This is a genomic window from Hydrogenophaga sp. Root209 (genome assembly GCF_001428625.1).
Taxonomy (GTDB): Bacteria; Pseudomonadota; Gammaproteobacteria; order Burkholderiales; family Burkholderiaceae_C; genus Hydrogenophaga.
Genome location: NZ_LMIE01000029.1, coordinates 501,621 through 515,783, shown reverse-complemented (window position 1 = coordinate 515,783; position 14,163 = coordinate 501,621). Strand labels below are relative to the sequence as shown.

Genomic DNA, 14,163 nt, shown 5'->3' with positions numbered 1-14,163 from the left:
GAAGGGAAGGACCGCGCGGCTTACTTCGCCAGCACGAACTGATTGGTGTAGAGGTCCTTGAGCGGGGTCTCTTTCGGCACCACGCCGTTGGTGACGTAGAACTTCTGCAGTTCAGCCAGGCGGGCCTCGTCCATCAAGCCCGGCACCTTCTGCTTGGCGTAGACGTACTGGTTGAACAGCTCGAAGGCCTTCTGGATGCTGGCTTCCTTGCCCTTGTGCACCGGCACGTGGTTGACGTAGACCGCAGTGGCCGCCTTGGGGTCGGCCATGATGTCCTTCATGCCCTTGAGCGTGGCGCGCACCAGCTTCTGGATCAGCTGCGGGTTCTTCGCGATGGTCTCGTCGGAGGCCAGGATGGCCTGGGCCATGCTCTTGAAGTAAAGGTCGGCCGGCATGATGTCGACCTGTGCGCCCGCGTCCATCGCGCTCACGGTCCAGTCCGGCACGCCGGCCATGGCCGAGGCCTTCTTGGCGGCGAACTGCTGCCACACACCGGCCGGGCCGGCGGCCTGGATGTTCACGTCGTTCTTGGTGAGGCCGACCTTGCTGAGCATGCCCAGCAAGGCGTAGTAGGTGGTGTCGGTGTAGGCCAGCACGGTCACCGTCTTGCCCTTGAGCTCGCGCGGGCTCTCGATCTTCTCGTCCTTGTGGCTCACGAGCTGGGTGAGGGAGCCTGCGCCGAGCACGGCCACGGCCTTGACAGGGATGCCCTGGGCGCGCGCGATGATGGGGGTGTCGCCGATGGCGCCACCGATCACCGCGTTGCCAGCGCCGATCTGCTTGGCCACGTCCACGCCGCCGCGCGCGGTGACGAAGTTGACCTTGAGGCCTTCCTGTTCGTAGTAGCCCTTGGCCTGCGCGAGCATCCAGGGGCCGAAGGCGGGCAGGGTGCCGGGGGCGGGCAGCAGGTAGGTGATCTCCTGCATCGGTTGGGCGTGGGCGGCCAGGGGCGAGACCAGCGCCGCGGTGGCGAGCAGGCTCAGGCAGGCACGGCGGGTTCCGTTGAAAGCGCGGGTCATCTTCATGGCAACTCCAGTGGGCGGGTGGATGGGAAGCGGATGGGGAATCAGTGCACGTCGGTCTGTGCGTCAAGCTTGAGCAGGTCCATCAGGCGGCTGACGTAGTCGCCCACCGAGGGGTGCTTGCGGCGCGTCATCGGGTTGTCGCGGCCGGGGATGTTGACCACGATCTCTTCGACGATGGTGCCCGGGCGCTCGCTCATCACCAGGATGCGGTCGGACAGCGCGACGGCCTCGGCCAGGTCGTGGGTGATGAAGAGCACGGTCTTTTTGTGCTCGGCCACGGTGCGCGCCAGGTCCTGCTGCAGGATCATCTTGGTCTGCGCGTCCAGCGCGGAGAAGGGCTCGTCCATCAACAGCACGATGGGGTCGACCGCGAGCGTGCGCGCCATCGCGGCGCGTTGGCGCATGCCGCCGGAGAGCTGGTGCGGGTAGTTGTTGCCGAAGCCCTTGAGGTGGCACTGGGCCAGCAGCCTGGTGGAGATGGCGGCGCGGTCGGCGGCCTTCACGCCGCGCAGTTCGAGGCCGAATTCCACGTTCTGCGAAATCGTGCGCCAGGGCATGAGCAGGTCCTTCTGCAGCATGAAGGCGACGTGCCGGTTCGGGCCGGTGACGACTTCGCCGTTGACCTTCACGGTGCCGGCCGAAGCCTTGGCCAGGCCCGAGCCCATGTTGAGCAGCGTGCTTTTTCCACAGCCCGATGGTCCAATCAGCGACACCACCTCGCCCGGCTGGATGGCCAGCGTCACGTTGCGCGCGGCGATCACCTCGGGGTTCTTGCCGCGGCCCGGAAATCGTTTGTCCACGCCGATGAATTCGATCGCGGGATGCAGACCGCCGGTGGCTGGGGCGGTTGCGCGGGAGCCGTGAAGTGCGTCGTTCATGGGGGCCTGGGTGGCAGTTGGTGTTTTGTATAGGAAACGTTGATTCATTACGGAATCAATGCTAAGGCCAGCGGTGCGCCTTGTCTGCAAAGACCTACCAATACTGCGGGGTATTGGCCCGCCTGTTCCGGGGGGTCCGGGTCGCTGCCCGGACGGGCGGAAAAAGCGGGCACCTCGGCTATGGCCTAATAGCGGCTTTGCAATTTCTCTCAGGAAGCAGCCATGGGCAACAAAATCGTCACCGAAGCCGACCGCAAAGCCACTCCCCGTCCGAAGCCCGTCGCCGGCGTGTCCCTGACCTCCCCTGGCCGTGGTCAGCGCGTGAGCCTGGAGCGTGGCGTGGCAACGCGCAGCAAGAAGAACCCCGGCAAGCGCTCGAAGAAGGGCGGCTGACCGCCCCCTGGCCCACACGGTCAGGCCCCATGCAAAAGGCCCGCTTCGCGGGCTTTTTTGTTGAGCTGCTCGATCAGCGCGTGAAGCTGAGGAAACGGCCTTTGTAGGCTGCGCCATCTTCCAGCGTTCGCGCGGCCGAGAGCATGCTCAGCGTGAAGCCCAGCGCGGCCATGTCGCGGCCGAAGGCGGCGCGGTTGCCGCGGTCCGGGTCCACGATGATCACCACCGCCGCTGGCGCGGCGTGGCGGAAGATGAAGGCCGCGAGCTGGGCCGGCTGCTGGCGTTCGTAGAGCAGGTCGCTGCCCACGATGAGGTCAAAGCGGCCCAGCGCCGGGTTGTCGGTGGCGGCGGTACTCTCCCAGTTGCCGGCCTGGTAGGGCAGCGGCCCCAGCCCGTTGAGCACCAGGTTGTGGCCCAGGAACTCTTCGGTCAGCGGATGCCAGTCGCTCACGGTGACGTCGGCGCCGCGCCGGTGCATCACCAGGCTCGCGAGTGCCAGGCCCGCGCCGATCTCCAGCACGCGCAGGCCCGCGACGGGATGCGTGAGCATGGCCAGCGCGAGCACGCGCGAAGAAGGCCACACCTGCCCGAAATGCGACCAGCCCGCCGGCGGCAGGCCGATGTCGGCCGCGCTGTGGTTGGTGTCGGTGTACTGCTGGTCGTCGGCGAGGCGACGGATGTGCCAGTCGTCGCCGCCGAGGCTGAGCGTCTCGGTCCGGACTTGATAGCCTGGCATGGGTGGCTTTCGTTGGGGGTGTGACCCACGGTACCATGCCCGTGCACCCGCCGGGCGGTGCGTCAGCGGGAGTGTTCACATGGGCTGGTTTTCCAAAGCCAAGGACGGATTTTTCCTCAGCACCACCTTGCCCGAGGGCGTGGAGCGGTCGCAGTACCTCGGCATCGTGCATGGCGAGGCCATCATTGGCGCCAACATCTTCCGCGACCTGTTTTCCTCGGTGCGCGACGTGGTGGGCGGCCGTGCCGGCGGCTACGAACGCGCGCTCTCGGGCGCTCGCGACGCCGCCATGGAAGACCTCATCGAGTCGGCGCGCGAGATGGGTGCCAACGGTGTGATCGGCATCGACTTCGACTACGAAGTGCTGGGCGAGACCAACGGCATGATGATGGTCGCCGTGAGCGGCACGGCGGTGAGGCTGTAGCACCCCCCGCCGCGCTGCGCGCGTCCCCCCTCAAGGGGGGCGCACCCTGGGGCCGGCGGAGCCGGACCCTCGTGTGCCCTGGATGAAGGCACGTTGCTCAGGCGTCGATCTGCATCGAAGGGCGCGCCTGCACCTTGCCCAGCCAGGCCATCACATGCGGGTGCTTCTGCACCGGCGCGCCGATGTAGACGCTGTAGCCGATCACCGAGCCCACGATCAGGTCCACCAGCGAATACGCTTCGCCCAGCATCCAGGGCTGCTGACCCAGGCGGGCATCGAGCAGGGTCAGCAGCTCGTCAAGGTTTTTGCGTGCCGCGGTGCCATGGGCATCGTCGGGCGTGCCCAGATCCTTTGCGGCCTGCAGGCGCACGAGTTGCGCGCCGTAGGTCACGTACGACCAGGTGCTCCAGGCCATGGCCTGCAGGTGCGCCGGCGTGCCGGTTGCAGGCCACAGGCCGCTCTTCACGCCGTACTGCTCGCCCAGCCACATCTCGATCGCCAGCGCCTCGAACATCGGTGCGCCTTCCACGGTCATGGTGGGCACCTTGCCGTTGGGATTGAGCGCGAGGAAGTCGGGCCGGCGCTGCTCGCCGGTGGTGATGTCGACCTTGACGCGCTCGTGCGTCACGCCGAGTTCGGCGAGTGCGCAGGCAACAGGGGTGGCGCTGGACATGGGGTGCCAGTAGAGAACGATGTTGGACATGAGGGGGCTCCTTGGAAGGGTTGAAGGCCGGTTCGACACCGCGTCGAACCCGTGTCTGCAATGTCGCGCCGATTGCGGACACTTTCTGCCCTCGACTAGAGGTAGAGTCTGACCATGCTTTCATCGTCTTCACGCTTGTTGCGGGTGTTGTCTTTGCTGCAGACCCGCAGCCATTGGGCGGGCCCCGAGCTGGCCGAGCGGCTGGAGGTGCACCCGCGCACCCTGCGCCGCGACATCGACCGCCTGCGCCAGCTCGGCTACCCCATCCACGCGAGCAGCGGCGTGGCGGGGGGCTACGCATTTCGCGCGGGGCAGTCGCTGCCGCCGCTGCTGCTGGACGATGAAGAGGCGCTGGCCGTGGCGATCGCGCTGCAGATCGCCGCCGCTGGCACCGTGAGCGGCGTGGAAGAAGGCTCGCTGCGCGCGCTGGTGAAGCTGGAGCAGGTGATGCCCACCCGCCTGCGCCGCCGCACCCACGCGCTGCGCTCGGCCATCGTGCCGATGCAGCGCATGGGCCCGACCATCGATGCCGGCGTGCTGGCCACGCTGGCCACGGCCTGCCGCGACCAGCTGCAGGTGGGCTTCGCGTACCGCGACATGCGCGGCCAGAGCACGGTTCGCACGGTGGAGCCGCAGGGTCTTGTGCACACCGGCAGCCGCTGGTACCTCGTGGCCTGGGACCCGGCGCGCGACGACTGGCGCACGTTTCGCATTGACCGCGTGGAGGGCGCGCCGAGCACCGGTGCGCATTTCGCACCGCGCGCCGCGCCGGCGGGTGATCTGCGCGCCTACGTCTCGCGTTCGGTCATGGGCGCGCCGGGCGAACAGGCGCGGGTGGTGCTGCACCGGCCGCACGCCGAGATGGTGCGCAGCATCGCGCACTCGGCCGCCACGCTCGAGCCCATCGACGACACGCGCTGCCTCATGCTGTGTGGTGCCCACCAGCTGGACGCGCTGGTCTACTGGCTCATGGCGCTGGACGTGGACTTCGATGTGCTGGAGCCGCCCGCGCTCAAGGAACGCATGCGCGCGGCGGGCGTTCGCCTGGCACGCAATCTGGCCCGCGCCGATGGTGGCGCGGCCTGAGCCTCAACCGCCGCGCAAGGCCTTCAGCAACTTCTGCCCCGCGCGCCCGCTGGCCTCGTGCCCCAGGCGCTCCTGCTCGGCGCGGATCGCCACGCGGCTCTTGTCGCCCAGCATGCCGTCCACCGCGCCGATGTCGTGGCCGCGCGCGATCAACAGGGTCTGCACCTCGCGGCGCTCGGCGCGTGAGAGGCCTGGGTCGTCGGTGGGCCAGGGCGTGGTGAAAGGACCGCCACCGCGCAACCGGTCCGACAGGTGGGCGATGGCCAGGCCGTAGCTCTCGGACGCGTTGTAGCTGTGGATGGCGTCGAAGTTGCGCAACACCAGGAAGGCCGGGCCTTGCGGGCCGGCGGGGGTCATGAGGCCGGCACTGCCCGTGGCGGGCAGTGGCGATCCGTCGACCCGTTTGAGGCCGCGCGCTGCCCATTCGCTCATGCCGCGTTTGGTGCGGCGGCCTTCACCTGCGGTGCTGAAGCCATCGGGCAGCTTCACTTCAAAACCCCAGGGCTGGCCGGTCTGCCAGCCTTTCTTGGTCAGAAAATTCGCCGTGGAGGCCAGCGCGTCGGCAGTGCTGTCCATCAGGTCGGCCCTGCCGTCGCCATCAAAATCCACGGCCAATTCCAAGAAGGTGCTGGGCATGAACTGCGTGTGGCCGAAGGCGCCGGCCCACGAACCGACAAAACGCTCAGGCGCAATGTGGCCGCCCTGCAGGATGCGCAGCGCCGAAAACAGCTCGGTGCGGAAGTAGGCCTGTCGCCGACCGAAGCACGAGAGTGTGCCCAGCGATTGCACCAGCGGCGACTTGCCGAAGGTCTGGCCGAAGTTGCTCTCCACGCCCCACACGGCCACCACCGTGGCCGGGTCCACGCCGTACTTGTCGCTGACCCGTGCCAGTGTCTCGGCGTGGCGCTCCAGCATGGCGCGGCCTTCCGCCACACGCTCTTCGTCCACCAGGCCGGCCAGGTAGTCCCAGATGGCGGTGCGGAATTCGGGCTGGAAGTTGAGCTTGTCGATCACGCTCATGTCGGGCGCAAGGTTCTGCGTGTGCATCGCAAAGGTCTCGTCGCGCACCCCGGCGGCGCGCGCCGGTGCGCGCAACGTGTTCAGGCAATTTTCGAATTCGGGGTTGGGGGCGGGTGTGGGCGACTGGGCCCAGGCGGGCGCGGCGAGCAGGGCGGCGCAGAGGAGCAGGGGATGGGGAAATTTCATCGGGGTGAGAGTGATGAACACAGGCCGCGTTCCATCGACCGTGTGTGCGGGTGTTTCAGACGGCCCACGTACTGCCATGTTCCGGAACGAGTGCCTGCCAGCGCAGCTCGGTTTCGATGCGGTGGCGCAGCCGGTCGGAAGCTTCCATGTCGCCGTGCGTGACGAACACGCGACGCGGTGGACGGGGCAGGGCGCGCAGCCAGGCCATGAGTTGCCCGGCGTCGGCATGCGCCGAGGCGGATTTGAGTTGCACGATCTCGGCGCGCACCGGCAGGTCTTGCCCGTGGATCCGCAATTGGGCGCCACCGTTGGCCAGCGTGGCGCCGCGGGTGCCGGGGGCCTGGTAGCCGGTGAGCAGCACCATGTTGCGGTGATCGCCCAGGTACTGGACCAGGTGGTGCAACACGCGCCCGCCGGTGGCCATGCCGCTGGCGGCCAGGATCACCTTGGGGCCGTGCTGGCGCGCAATCGCCTTGGACTCGTCGGCCGTGCGCGTCATCTTCGCCACCTGCGCCATGGCGTGGCACTGCTGCGCGTTCAGCCGGTGCTCGCCCAGGTGGCGCGCAAACAGCTCGGTGCTGTGGATGGCCATCGGACTGTCGAGGTAGACCGGCAGGCTGTGCGGCAACTGGCCAGACGCCTTGAGCTGTGCAATGGCGTGCAGCAAGGCCTGTGCGCGGCCCACCGCAAACACCGGCACCACGGCCGAACCGCCGCGCGCGCACACGCGCGCCAGGGCCGGGCCAACCTCGGCGATCACGTCTTCGTCGGGATGGTCGCGGTCGCCGTAGGTGGATTCGCACAGCACCACGTCGGCTGCGGGTGGCGCGTCGGGCGCGAGCATCAGGGCGTCGTCGGGTCGCCCGAGATCACCCGAGAACAGGATGCGCCGACCACCCACTTCCAGCAGCAGGCTGGCCGCGCCCAGGATGTGGCCCGCGCCCGAGAAGTGCGCTGTCCAGCCCGGCAACGGCTCGAAAGCCTGGTGCATGGCCACGGCGCGAAACAGCTTGAGGCTTTGCAGCGCATCGCTCTCGGTGTAGAGCGGCAGCGCGGGCGCGTGTTTGGAGAAACCCTTGCGGTTGGCGAAGGCCGCGTCTTCTTCCTGAATGTGGCCACTGTCGGGCAACAGGATCTGCGCCAGATCGCGTGTGGCCGGCGTGGCCCACACCTTGCCGTGAAACCCCTCCCTGGCCAGCAGCGGCAGGTAGCCGCTGTGGTCCAGGTGCGCGTGGGTCAGCAGCACGGCGCCGATGTGGTTGGGCAACACCGGCAGCGGGTCGCGGTTGCGCAGCCGCAGCTGCTTGTAGCCCTGGAACAAGCCGCAGTCGACCAGCAGGCTCTGGCCATCGTGCTCGACCAGGTACTTGGAGCCGGTGACGGTGCCGGCGCCTCCCAGAAATCGGATGTGTACGCTCATGCGGGGCATCTTACGCCCCGCACTTTTGGTGGTCAGTTCAGCGCCGCATCCAGCAGCAGCATGAAGATGAAGCCTGCCAGCAAAGTGCCGGTGGCCATGGTCTCGAAGCCGTTGCGGTGCGTCTCGGGAATGATCTCGTGGCTCACCACGAACAGCATCGCACCCGCCGCCAGCGCCAGGCCCAGTGGGTAGAACACCGGTACGCTGCCCAGCACCACCAGGCCCACGATGGCGCCCAGCGGCTCGGCCAGGCCCGTGAGCGCGGCCACACCCCAGGCCTGGCCCGCGCCGCGGCCCAGCGTGCGCAAAGCCATCGCCACGATCAGGCCCTCGGGCATGTTCTGCAGCCCGATGGCCAGCGCCACGGAAGCACCCGCCTGCGAGCCCCCCGCCTCGCCGACGCCCGCATAGGCCGCGCCCACCGCAAGTCCCTCGGGCACGTTGTGGATCAGGATGGCCAGCACCATGAGTCTGGCGCCTTGCGCTGCGTTGGCCGTGTGCGCGGTGGTGTGGCCGTGCGCGGCGGGCGGCAGCACCGCGTGTTCGTGCGGCGTGAAGTGGTCGACCGCGAGCATGAGGCCCATGCCCAGCGCCAGGCCCACGCCGCCGAGCGCGGCAGCACCGACTCGACCACCGAACAGCGCCTGCCCTGCGTCCAGCGAAGGCAGCAGCAAGGCGAAGATGGCAGCGGCCAGCATGATGCCGGCCGAGAACGACATCAACGCCGCTTCCTGCAGCTTGCTCACGCGCTGCACCAGAAACACCGGCAAGGCACCCACGGCGGTGGCCACAGCCGCCAGCAACGAGGCCTGCACGCCCGCCGCCATGGCACTGCCGTGTTCGGCGGCGTCCCACCAGGCGCGTGTGGGCGCCCAGAACGTGCTGAGTGAGGCCAGGCCGGCCATCGCCAACAGACCGGTGCCCAGAGCAAAGAGGGCGTTGCGCAGGGCGTGCGGCGGCACCGGCAGCTCCAGTTGCTGCATCTGGGCCCAGACGGGGCGGACTTGTCGGATCAGTTGGGCCACGAACACTCCTGCTTGAATCGAAAGAGTGGGTAGTTTGGCAAAAGCTATTGGTTGAGGCCAATCGATGCTGGCAATGAAGGAGATAGTCAGAGAAGGGAGACTGGCCAGATGCCGATACAGTGCACGGCTGGCGGTGGTTTCTCAGCAAGGGCAAAAGGCTCACTCGACTATGGAGGCTGCTATGGACGAGGATCTTGAATCCCGGTCGCGCGAACAACTCGTTGCAGAGGTCAGAAAGCTGCGTGATGCCATTCGATCTCATCGAGATGCCAGTGGCCATGACCTGTGCTGGCACCATCCCGCTCTGTGGTCGCTGTTGCCGGAGAGGGTCGCTCCATCGCTGGAAGTCCCGGCTTGGCCGCAGTTCATTCGAGGCTGTATCAAATACCGCCAATCGCTGGACGAACAGCTTGCGGATGCGCAGCGCAGCGATCAGGAATTCAAAGGTTGACGTGCCGGCCGTTGCTGGCCTCGAACATCAGAAGAGACACCGTGCCCATTTGCTGGTCCGAATCACTTGACACCCTGGATTGGGACGAGTTGTCCGCGCTCTACCTGGCGGCGCCGCTCGGCAACAAGAGCCCGGCCTGGCTCAAGACGGTTTTCTCCAACAGCATGTTCCGTTGCCTTGCCTACGACGAAGGGCGGCTGGTCGGTGTCGGAAGAGCGCTCGCCGATGGAGCGGATTGCTCGTACATCTGCGATGTGGCTGTTCTGCCCAGCCACCAGGGAACCGGCCTTGGAAAGGAGATCATCACCAGGCTGGTGGCCGCATCGAGCGGACACCGAAAAATCATCCTCTACGCGGTGCCGGGCAAAGAGTCGTTTTACGGCAAGCTCGGGTTCAGGCGAATGAACACCGCCATGGCCATCTTCGAGAATCAGGACATGGCGTTGAAGCAAGGCTACATCGCTCGTGAGGCCGGGGATCTGGCATGAAGTGTTGTCACGGATTTCTCGCCATGCAGGCATTGGTGTGCTGTATTGCTTTCGCCGAACCCACCCCCGCACCGGTGCGTGCGGAAATCGAAGCGATCCTGAACCGCCTCGAAGCCTCGACTTGCTGGTACCAGCGCAACGGCACCTGGCATGATGGCGCGCGGGCCAAGGCCCACCTGCTGCGCAAGCTCGAGTACATCGAGAAGAAGGGAACCGTGCAGAGCGCGGAGCAGTTCATCGAACTCGCCGCGTCCCGCAGCAGCCTCTCGGGCCGGCCTTATCAAGTCAGGTGCGGCAACGATGCGCCGGTCGAGAGCCGTCGGTGGTTGAGCGACCAACTCAACACCGTTCGCGCAACCTCGCGCGGCACACCGCCCTGACTTCAGATCAACTGAAGAACGACTTCGCCTTCTCGAACCAGCCCTTGTCGTTCGGGCTGTGCTTGTGGCCACCCTTGCGGAACGACTCGTCGAGCTCCTTCAGCAGCTTGCGCTGGTGCTCGGTGAGCTTGATCGGCGTTTCCACCGCCACGTGGCAGTACAGGTCGCCGGGGTAGCTGCTGCGCACACCCTTGACGCCCTTGCCGCGCAGGCGGAAGGTCTTGCCACTCTGGGTGCCTTCGGGCAGGTCGATGGTGGCCTTGCCCGCGAGCGTGGGCACGTCGATCTCGCCGCCCAGGGCGGCCACCGTCATGCTCACCGGCACCTGGCAGTGCAGGTCATCGCCTTCGCGTTCGAAGATGTCGTGCTTGCGCAGGCGCACTTCGATGTAGAGATCGCCTGACGGGCCGCCGTTCTGGCCGGGCTCGCCGTTGCCGGTGCTGCGGATGCGCTGACCGTCGTCGATGCCGGCGGGGATCTTGATCTCCAGCGTCTTCTGCTTCTTGATCTTGCCCTGGCCGTGGCAGGTGGGGCAGGGCTCGGGAATGATCTTGCCGGTGCCGCTGCATTGCGGGCAGGTCTGCTGCACGCTGAAGAAGCCCTGGCGCATCTGCACCGAGCCCTGGCCGTGGCAGGTGCTGCAGGTTTTCACGCTGGTGCCGGGCTTGGCACCGGTGCCGCTGCAGGTTTCGCAGTCGTCCCAGCTCGGGATGCGGATCTGCGTTTCCTTGCCGCCGGCCGCTTCTTCCAGCGAGATCTCCATGGCGTACGACAGGTCGGCACCGCGGTAAACCTGGCGGCCGCTGCGCTGGCCACGCGCGCCACCGAAGATGTCGCCAAAGATGTCGCCGAACGACTCCGAGAATCCGCCGAAGCCCTCGGCGCCGGCCGCGCCGCCGCGCAGGTTGGGGTCCACGCCGGCGTGGCCGTACTGGTCGTAAGCCGCCTTTTTCTGCGGGTCAGAAAGCATCTCGTAGGCTTCTTTCGCCTCTTTGAATCGCTCTTCCGCCGCCTTGGATGCGTCGCCCTGGTTGCGGTCGGGGTGGTGCTTCATCGCAAGCTTGCGATACGCCTTTTTGATTTCTTCGTCTGCGGCGTTCTTGGGCACGCCCAGCACTTCGTAAAAATCGCGTTTAGCCATGGTCTTTAGGGGGAGGGAACAGCCCCCAGGGGGTTCGGTTGGAACACAAACGCCGCGGCAGGTTGCCCTGACGCGGCGGATGATCGAAAAGCTTCAGCCGATCAGGACTTCTTCACTTCCTTGACTTCAGCGTCGACGACATCGTCGTCGTTCGCCTTGCTGTTGCCTTGCGGCGCGCTCTCGGCGGTGGCCGCCTGCTCGGCTTGGGAGGCGGCATACACCTTCTCACCCAGTTTCTGGCTGGCGGTCATGAGCGCTTCGGTCTTGGCTTCGATGGCTTCCTTGTCCTCGCCCTTGGCCGCTTCTTCCGCGTCCTTCAGGGCGGCCTCGATGGCTTCCTTCTCGGCCGCTTCGAGCTTGTCGCCGTGTTCGCCCAGGCTCTTCTTCACGCTGTGCACCATGGCCTCGGCCTGGTTGCGCGCCTGCACGAGTTCGACCTTCTTCTTGTCGTCGGCCGCGTTGAGCTCGGCGTCCTTCACCATCTGCTGGATTTCGGCTTCGGACAGGCCTGTGTTCGCCTTGATGGTGATCTTGTTTTCCTTGCCGGTGCCCTTGTCCTTGGCGCCCACGTGCAGGATGCCGTTGGCGTCGATGTCGAACGACACCTCGATCTGCGGCATGCCGCGCGGCGAAGCAGGGATGCCTTCGAGGTTGAATTCGCCCAGCAGCTTGTTGCCGGATGCGATCTCACGCTCGCCCTGGAACACCTTGATGGTCACGGCGGGCTGGTTGTCTTCGGCGGTCGAGAAGGTCTGCGCGAACTTGGTCGGGATCGTGGTGTTCTTCTGGATCATCTTGGTCATGACGCCGCCCATGGTCTCGATACCGAGCGACAGCGGGGTCACGTCAAGCAGCAGCACGTCCTTGCGGTCACCCGAGAGCACCTGGCCCTGAATGGCGGCACCCACGGCCACGGCTTCGTCGGGGTTCACGTCCTTGCGCGGTTCCTGGCCGAAGAATTCCTTGACCTTTTCCTGCACCTTGGGCATGCGGGTCATGCCGCCGACCAGGATCACGTCGTGGATGTCGGAGACGCTGATGCCGGCGTCCTTGATGGCCATGCGGCAAGGCGCGATGGTGCGCTCGATCAGCTCTTCCACCAGGGCTTCGAGCTTGGCGCGCGTGAGCTTGATGTTCAGGTGCTTGGGGCCCGAGGCATCGGCGGTGATGTAGGGCAGGTTCAGGTCGGTCGCGGCCGAGCTGGAGAGCTCGATCTTGGCCTTCTCGGCGGCTTCTTTCAGGCGCTGCAGTGCGAGCACGTCTTTCGACAGATCGACGCCCTGGTCCTTTTTGAACTCGCCAATGATGTAGTCGATGATGCGCTGGTCGAAGTCTTCGCCGCCCAGGAAGGTGTCGCCGTTGGTGGAGAGCACTTCAAACTGCTTCTCGCCATCGACGTCGGCGATTTCGATGATGGACACGTCGAACGTGCCGCCACCCAGGTCGTACACAGCGATCTTGCGGTCGCCCTTTTCCTGCTTGTCCAGGCCGAAGGCCAGTGCCGCGGCGGTGGGCTCGTTGATGATGCGCTTCACATCGAGGCCGGCGATGCGGCCGGCGTCTTTGGTGGCCTGGCGCTGCGCGTCGTTGAAGTACGCGGGCACCGTGATCACGGCTTCGGTGACCGGCTCGCCCAGGTAGTCCTCGGCGGTCTTCTTCATCTTGCGCAGGATGTCCGCGCTGACCTGCTGGGCCGAGATCTGCTTGCCGCGCACTTCCACCCAGGCGTCGCCGTTGTCGGCCGCCACGATGGAATAGGGCATCAGGTTGATGTCCTTCTGCACTTCCTTCTCGGTGAACTTGCGACCGATCAGGCGCTTGATCGCGTACAGCGTGTTGCGCGGGTTGGTCACGGCCTGGCGCTTGGCGGAGGCGCCCACCAGCACTTCACCGTCTTCCTGGTAAGCCACGATCGAGGGCGTGGTGCGCGCACCTTCCGAGTTCTCGATCACCTTGGTGGTGTTGCCTTCCATGATGGACACGCAAGAGTTGGTGGTGCCCAGGTCAATGCCGATGATTCGTCCCATGTTGTTGCTCCGTCTAGAAAAAAGATTGTTGAAAACGATGTGGATGAGGTGTGGATAAGTCGGGTTCTTTTCAAGAGCGCGACCGCACCGAATGCTTATTTGGGCGCGGTGACCGTGACCAGGGCCGGGCGCAGCACGCGGTCGGCAATGGAATAGCCTTTTTGCAGGACGCTCACCACGGTGTTGGGCTCCTGCTCGGCCGGCACCATGCTGATGGCCTGGTGCTGGTGCGGGTCGAACTTCGCCGAGCCCGCCGGGTTGATCTCCATCACCCGATGGCGCTCCAGCGCGCTTTTGAGCTGCTTGAGCGTGGCTTCGGAGCCCTCGCGCAGTTGTTCGCGCGTGGCCTCGGAGATCGCCAGGCCGGCCTCCAGGCTGTCTGCCACGGGCAGCAGGCTCTCGGCAAAGCTCTCGACCGCGAACTTGCGCGACTTGCTGATCTCTTCGTCGGCGCGGCGGCGGATGTTCTCGGCCTCGGCCTTGGCGCGCAGGAACTGCTCGGCCAGGTCGGCGTTTTGCGCCTTGAGCGTGGCCACCTCGTGGGTCAGGGCGTTGAGGGCCTCGGCCTCGGCCACCGCGGCGGCCGCCATCGCTTCTTCCGGGCTCAGGGGCGCACTGTGCTGCGGGGCGGCGTTGTCAGCGGGCTGGTTGTCTTGGCTCATGGAAATGAATGGAAAAGTTTTTGAAAAAAATGGGCAGCGCTGGCCGCAGGCAGGCACATGGGGGCGCATGGCCCGGTTTCAAGGAGGCGACAGGCGTTTGACGGGGCGGGGGTCACAA

Annotated in this window: 16 protein-coding genes; 6 read left to right on the top strand and 10 right to left on the bottom strand. The window is 66.2% G+C overall.

From position 1 onward, the window contains the following. Positions 1-20: 20 nt before the first annotated feature. Complete coding sequence (locus ASE11_RS15960; protein WP_056274292.1) at positions 21-1,019, bottom strand: ABC transporter substrate-binding protein; 999 nt, start codon at positions 1,017-1,019, stop codon at positions 21-23. A gap of 47 nt (positions 1,020-1,066) precedes the next feature. After that, positions 1,067-1,903: an ABC transporter ATP-binding protein gene (locus tag ASE11_RS15955; protein ID WP_056273606.1), complete on the bottom strand. Its 837-nt coding sequence runs from the start codon at positions 1,901-1,903 to the stop codon at positions 1,067-1,069. A gap of 222 nt (positions 1,904-2,125) precedes the next feature. Between ASE11_RS15955 and ASE11_RS26225 the strand changes: the two genes are divergently transcribed. Next, positions 2,126-2,296 carry a hypothetical protein gene (locus ASE11_RS26225; protein WP_164474144.1) on the top strand — a complete coding sequence of 57 codons (171 nt, stop codon included), beginning with the start codon at positions 2,126-2,128 and terminating at the stop codon, positions 2,294-2,296. A 73-nt stretch (positions 2,297-2,369) separates the two neighbouring features. Here ASE11_RS26225 and ASE11_RS15950 read toward each other — a convergent pair whose 3' ends face one another. Further along, positions 2,370-3,032: a class I SAM-dependent methyltransferase gene (locus ASE11_RS15950; protein ID WP_056273603.1), complete on the bottom strand. Its 663-nt coding sequence runs from the start codon at positions 3,030-3,032 to the stop codon at positions 2,370-2,372. Positions 3,033-3,111: 79 nt separating this feature from the next. On the opposite strand from ASE11_RS15950, the gene ASE11_RS15945 reads away from it, so the two are divergent. Next, a complete protein-coding gene (locus tag ASE11_RS15945; RefSeq protein WP_056273601.1) occupies positions 3,112-3,456 on the top strand; it encodes a heavy metal-binding domain-containing protein in 345 nt (114 codons plus the stop codon). Positions 3,457-3,553: 97 nt separating this feature from the next. Here the strand turns inward: ASE11_RS15945 and ASE11_RS15940 are convergent, their stop codons facing one another. After that, complete coding sequence (locus ASE11_RS15940) at positions 3,554-4,159, bottom strand: glutathione S-transferase family protein (protein WP_056273598.1); 606 nt, start codon at positions 4,157-4,159, stop codon at positions 3,554-3,556. Positions 4,160-4,273: 114 nt separating this feature from the next. On the opposite strand from ASE11_RS15940, the gene ASE11_RS15935 reads away from it, so the two are divergent. Next, positions 4,274-5,245 carry a helix-turn-helix transcriptional regulator gene (locus ASE11_RS15935; protein WP_056273595.1) on the top strand — a complete coding sequence of 324 codons (972 nt, stop codon included), beginning with the start codon at positions 4,274-4,276 and terminating at the stop codon, positions 5,243-5,245. 3 nt (positions 5,246-5,248) lie between these two features. Here ASE11_RS15935 and ASE11_RS15930 read toward each other — a convergent pair whose 3' ends face one another. The 3 genes from ASE11_RS15930 to ASE11_RS15920 are packed head-to-tail and all read right to left on the bottom strand — an operon-like array spanning position 5,249 to position 8,896. Then, positions 5,249-6,451, bottom strand: coding sequence for a lytic murein transglycosylase (locus ASE11_RS15930; RefSeq protein ID WP_082585773.1), 1,203 nt, complete (start codon positions 6,449-6,451; stop codon positions 5,249-5,251). Between the two features lie 55 nt (positions 6,452-6,506). Beyond that, the gene (locus ASE11_RS15925; protein WP_056274289.1) at positions 6,507-7,871 is read right to left on the bottom strand and encodes an MBL fold metallo-hydrolase; all 1,365 of its coding nucleotides are present in this window, start codon (positions 7,869-7,871) and stop codon (positions 6,507-6,509) included. Positions 7,872-7,903: 32 nt separating this feature from the next. After that, positions 7,904-8,896 (bottom strand): ZIP family metal transporter, encoded by a 993-nt coding sequence (locus tag ASE11_RS15920; protein ID WP_156406376.1) that lies wholly within the window; start codon positions 8,894-8,896, stop codon positions 7,904-7,906. A 181-nt stretch (positions 8,897-9,077) separates the two neighbouring features. On the opposite strand from ASE11_RS15920, the gene ASE11_RS15915 reads away from it, so the two are divergent. From ASE11_RS15915 to ASE11_RS15905, 3 genes are all read left to right on the top strand, one after another. Further along, a complete protein-coding gene (locus ASE11_RS15915) occupies positions 9,078-9,347 on the top strand; it encodes a hypothetical protein (protein ID WP_056274287.1) in 270 nt (89 codons plus the stop codon). Positions 9,348-9,436: 89 nt separating this feature from the next. After that, positions 9,437-9,835 (top strand): GNAT family N-acetyltransferase, encoded by a 399-nt coding sequence (locus ASE11_RS15910; protein ID WP_414842459.1) that lies wholly within the window; start codon positions 9,437-9,439, stop codon positions 9,833-9,835. 23 nt (positions 9,836-9,858) lie between these two features. Then, positions 9,859-10,215, top strand: a complete 357-nt coding sequence (locus tag ASE11_RS15905; RefSeq protein WP_156406375.1) for a DUF5329 domain-containing protein — start codon at positions 9,859-9,861, stop codon at positions 10,213-10,215. 7 nt (positions 10,216-10,222) lie between these two features. Here ASE11_RS15905 and dnaJ read toward each other — a convergent pair whose 3' ends face one another. From dnaJ to grpE, 3 genes are all read right to left on the bottom strand, one after another. After that, a complete protein-coding gene (dnaJ, locus tag ASE11_RS15900) occupies positions 10,223-11,356 on the bottom strand; it encodes a molecular chaperone DnaJ (RefSeq protein WP_056273580.1) in 1,134 nt (377 codons plus the stop codon). Positions 11,357-11,457: 101 nt separating this feature from the next. Next, entirely contained in the window at positions 11,458-13,383 is a 1,926-nt protein-coding gene (dnaK, locus tag ASE11_RS15895; RefSeq protein ID WP_056273576.1) for a molecular chaperone DnaK, read from the bottom strand. Between the two features lie 95 nt (positions 13,384-13,478). Next, positions 13,479-14,045 carry a nucleotide exchange factor GrpE gene (gene grpE / locus ASE11_RS15890; protein WP_056274279.1) on the bottom strand — a complete coding sequence of 189 codons (567 nt, stop codon included), beginning with the start codon at positions 14,043-14,045 and terminating at the stop codon, positions 13,479-13,481. Positions 14,046-14,163: the final 118 nt, after the last annotated feature.

What these genes read in the sequence shown, in the direction of transcription:
- ASE11_RS15960 (WP_056274292.1), bottom strand. Translation starts at nt 1,019, where the DNA reads ATGACCCGCGCTTTCAACGGAACCCGCCGTGCCTGCCTGAGCCTGCTC.
- ASE11_RS15955 (WP_056273606.1), bottom strand. Translation starts at nt 1,903, where the DNA reads ATGAACGACGCACTTCACGGCTCCCGCGCAACCGCCCCAGCCACCGGC.
- ASE11_RS26225 (WP_164474144.1), top strand. Translation starts at nt 2,126, where the DNA reads ATGGGCAACAAAATCGTCACCGAAGCCGACCGCAAAGCCACTCCCCGT.
- ASE11_RS15950 (WP_056273603.1), bottom strand. Translation starts at nt 3,032, where the DNA reads ATGCCAGGCTATCAAGTCCGGACCGAGACGCTCAGCCTCGGCGGCGAC.
- ASE11_RS15945 (WP_056273601.1), top strand. Translation starts at nt 3,112, where the DNA reads ATGGGCTGGTTTTCCAAAGCCAAGGACGGATTTTTCCTCAGCACCACC.
- ASE11_RS15940 (WP_056273598.1), bottom strand. Translation starts at nt 4,159, where the DNA reads ATGTCCAACATCGTTCTCTACTGGCACCCCATGTCCAGCGCCACCCCT.
- ASE11_RS15935 (WP_056273595.1), top strand. Translation starts at nt 4,274, where the DNA reads ATGCTTTCATCGTCTTCACGCTTGTTGCGGGTGTTGTCTTTGCTGCAG.
- ASE11_RS15930 (WP_082585773.1), bottom strand. Translation starts at nt 6,451, where the DNA reads ATGAAATTTCCCCATCCCCTGCTCCTCTGCGCCGCCCTGCTCGCCGCG.
- ASE11_RS15925 (WP_056274289.1), bottom strand. Translation starts at nt 7,871, where the DNA reads ATGAGCGTACACATCCGATTTCTGGGAGGCGCCGGCACCGTCACCGGC.
- ASE11_RS15915 (WP_056274287.1), top strand. Translation starts at nt 9,078, where the DNA reads ATGGACGAGGATCTTGAATCCCGGTCGCGCGAACAACTCGTTGCAGAG.
- ASE11_RS15905 (WP_156406375.1), top strand. Translation starts at nt 9,859, where the DNA reads ATGCAGGCATTGGTGTGCTGTATTGCTTTCGCCGAACCCACCCCCGCA.
- dnaJ (WP_056273580.1), bottom strand. Translation starts at nt 11,356, where the DNA reads ATGGCTAAACGCGATTTTTACGAAGTGCTGGGCGTGCCCAAGAACGCC.
- dnaK (WP_056273576.1), bottom strand. Translation starts at nt 13,383, where the DNA reads ATGGGACGAATCATCGGCATTGACCTGGGCACCACCAACTCTTGCGTG.
- grpE (WP_056274279.1), bottom strand. Translation starts at nt 14,045, where the DNA reads ATGAGCCAAGACAACCAGCCCGCTGACAACGCCGCCCCGCAGCACAGT.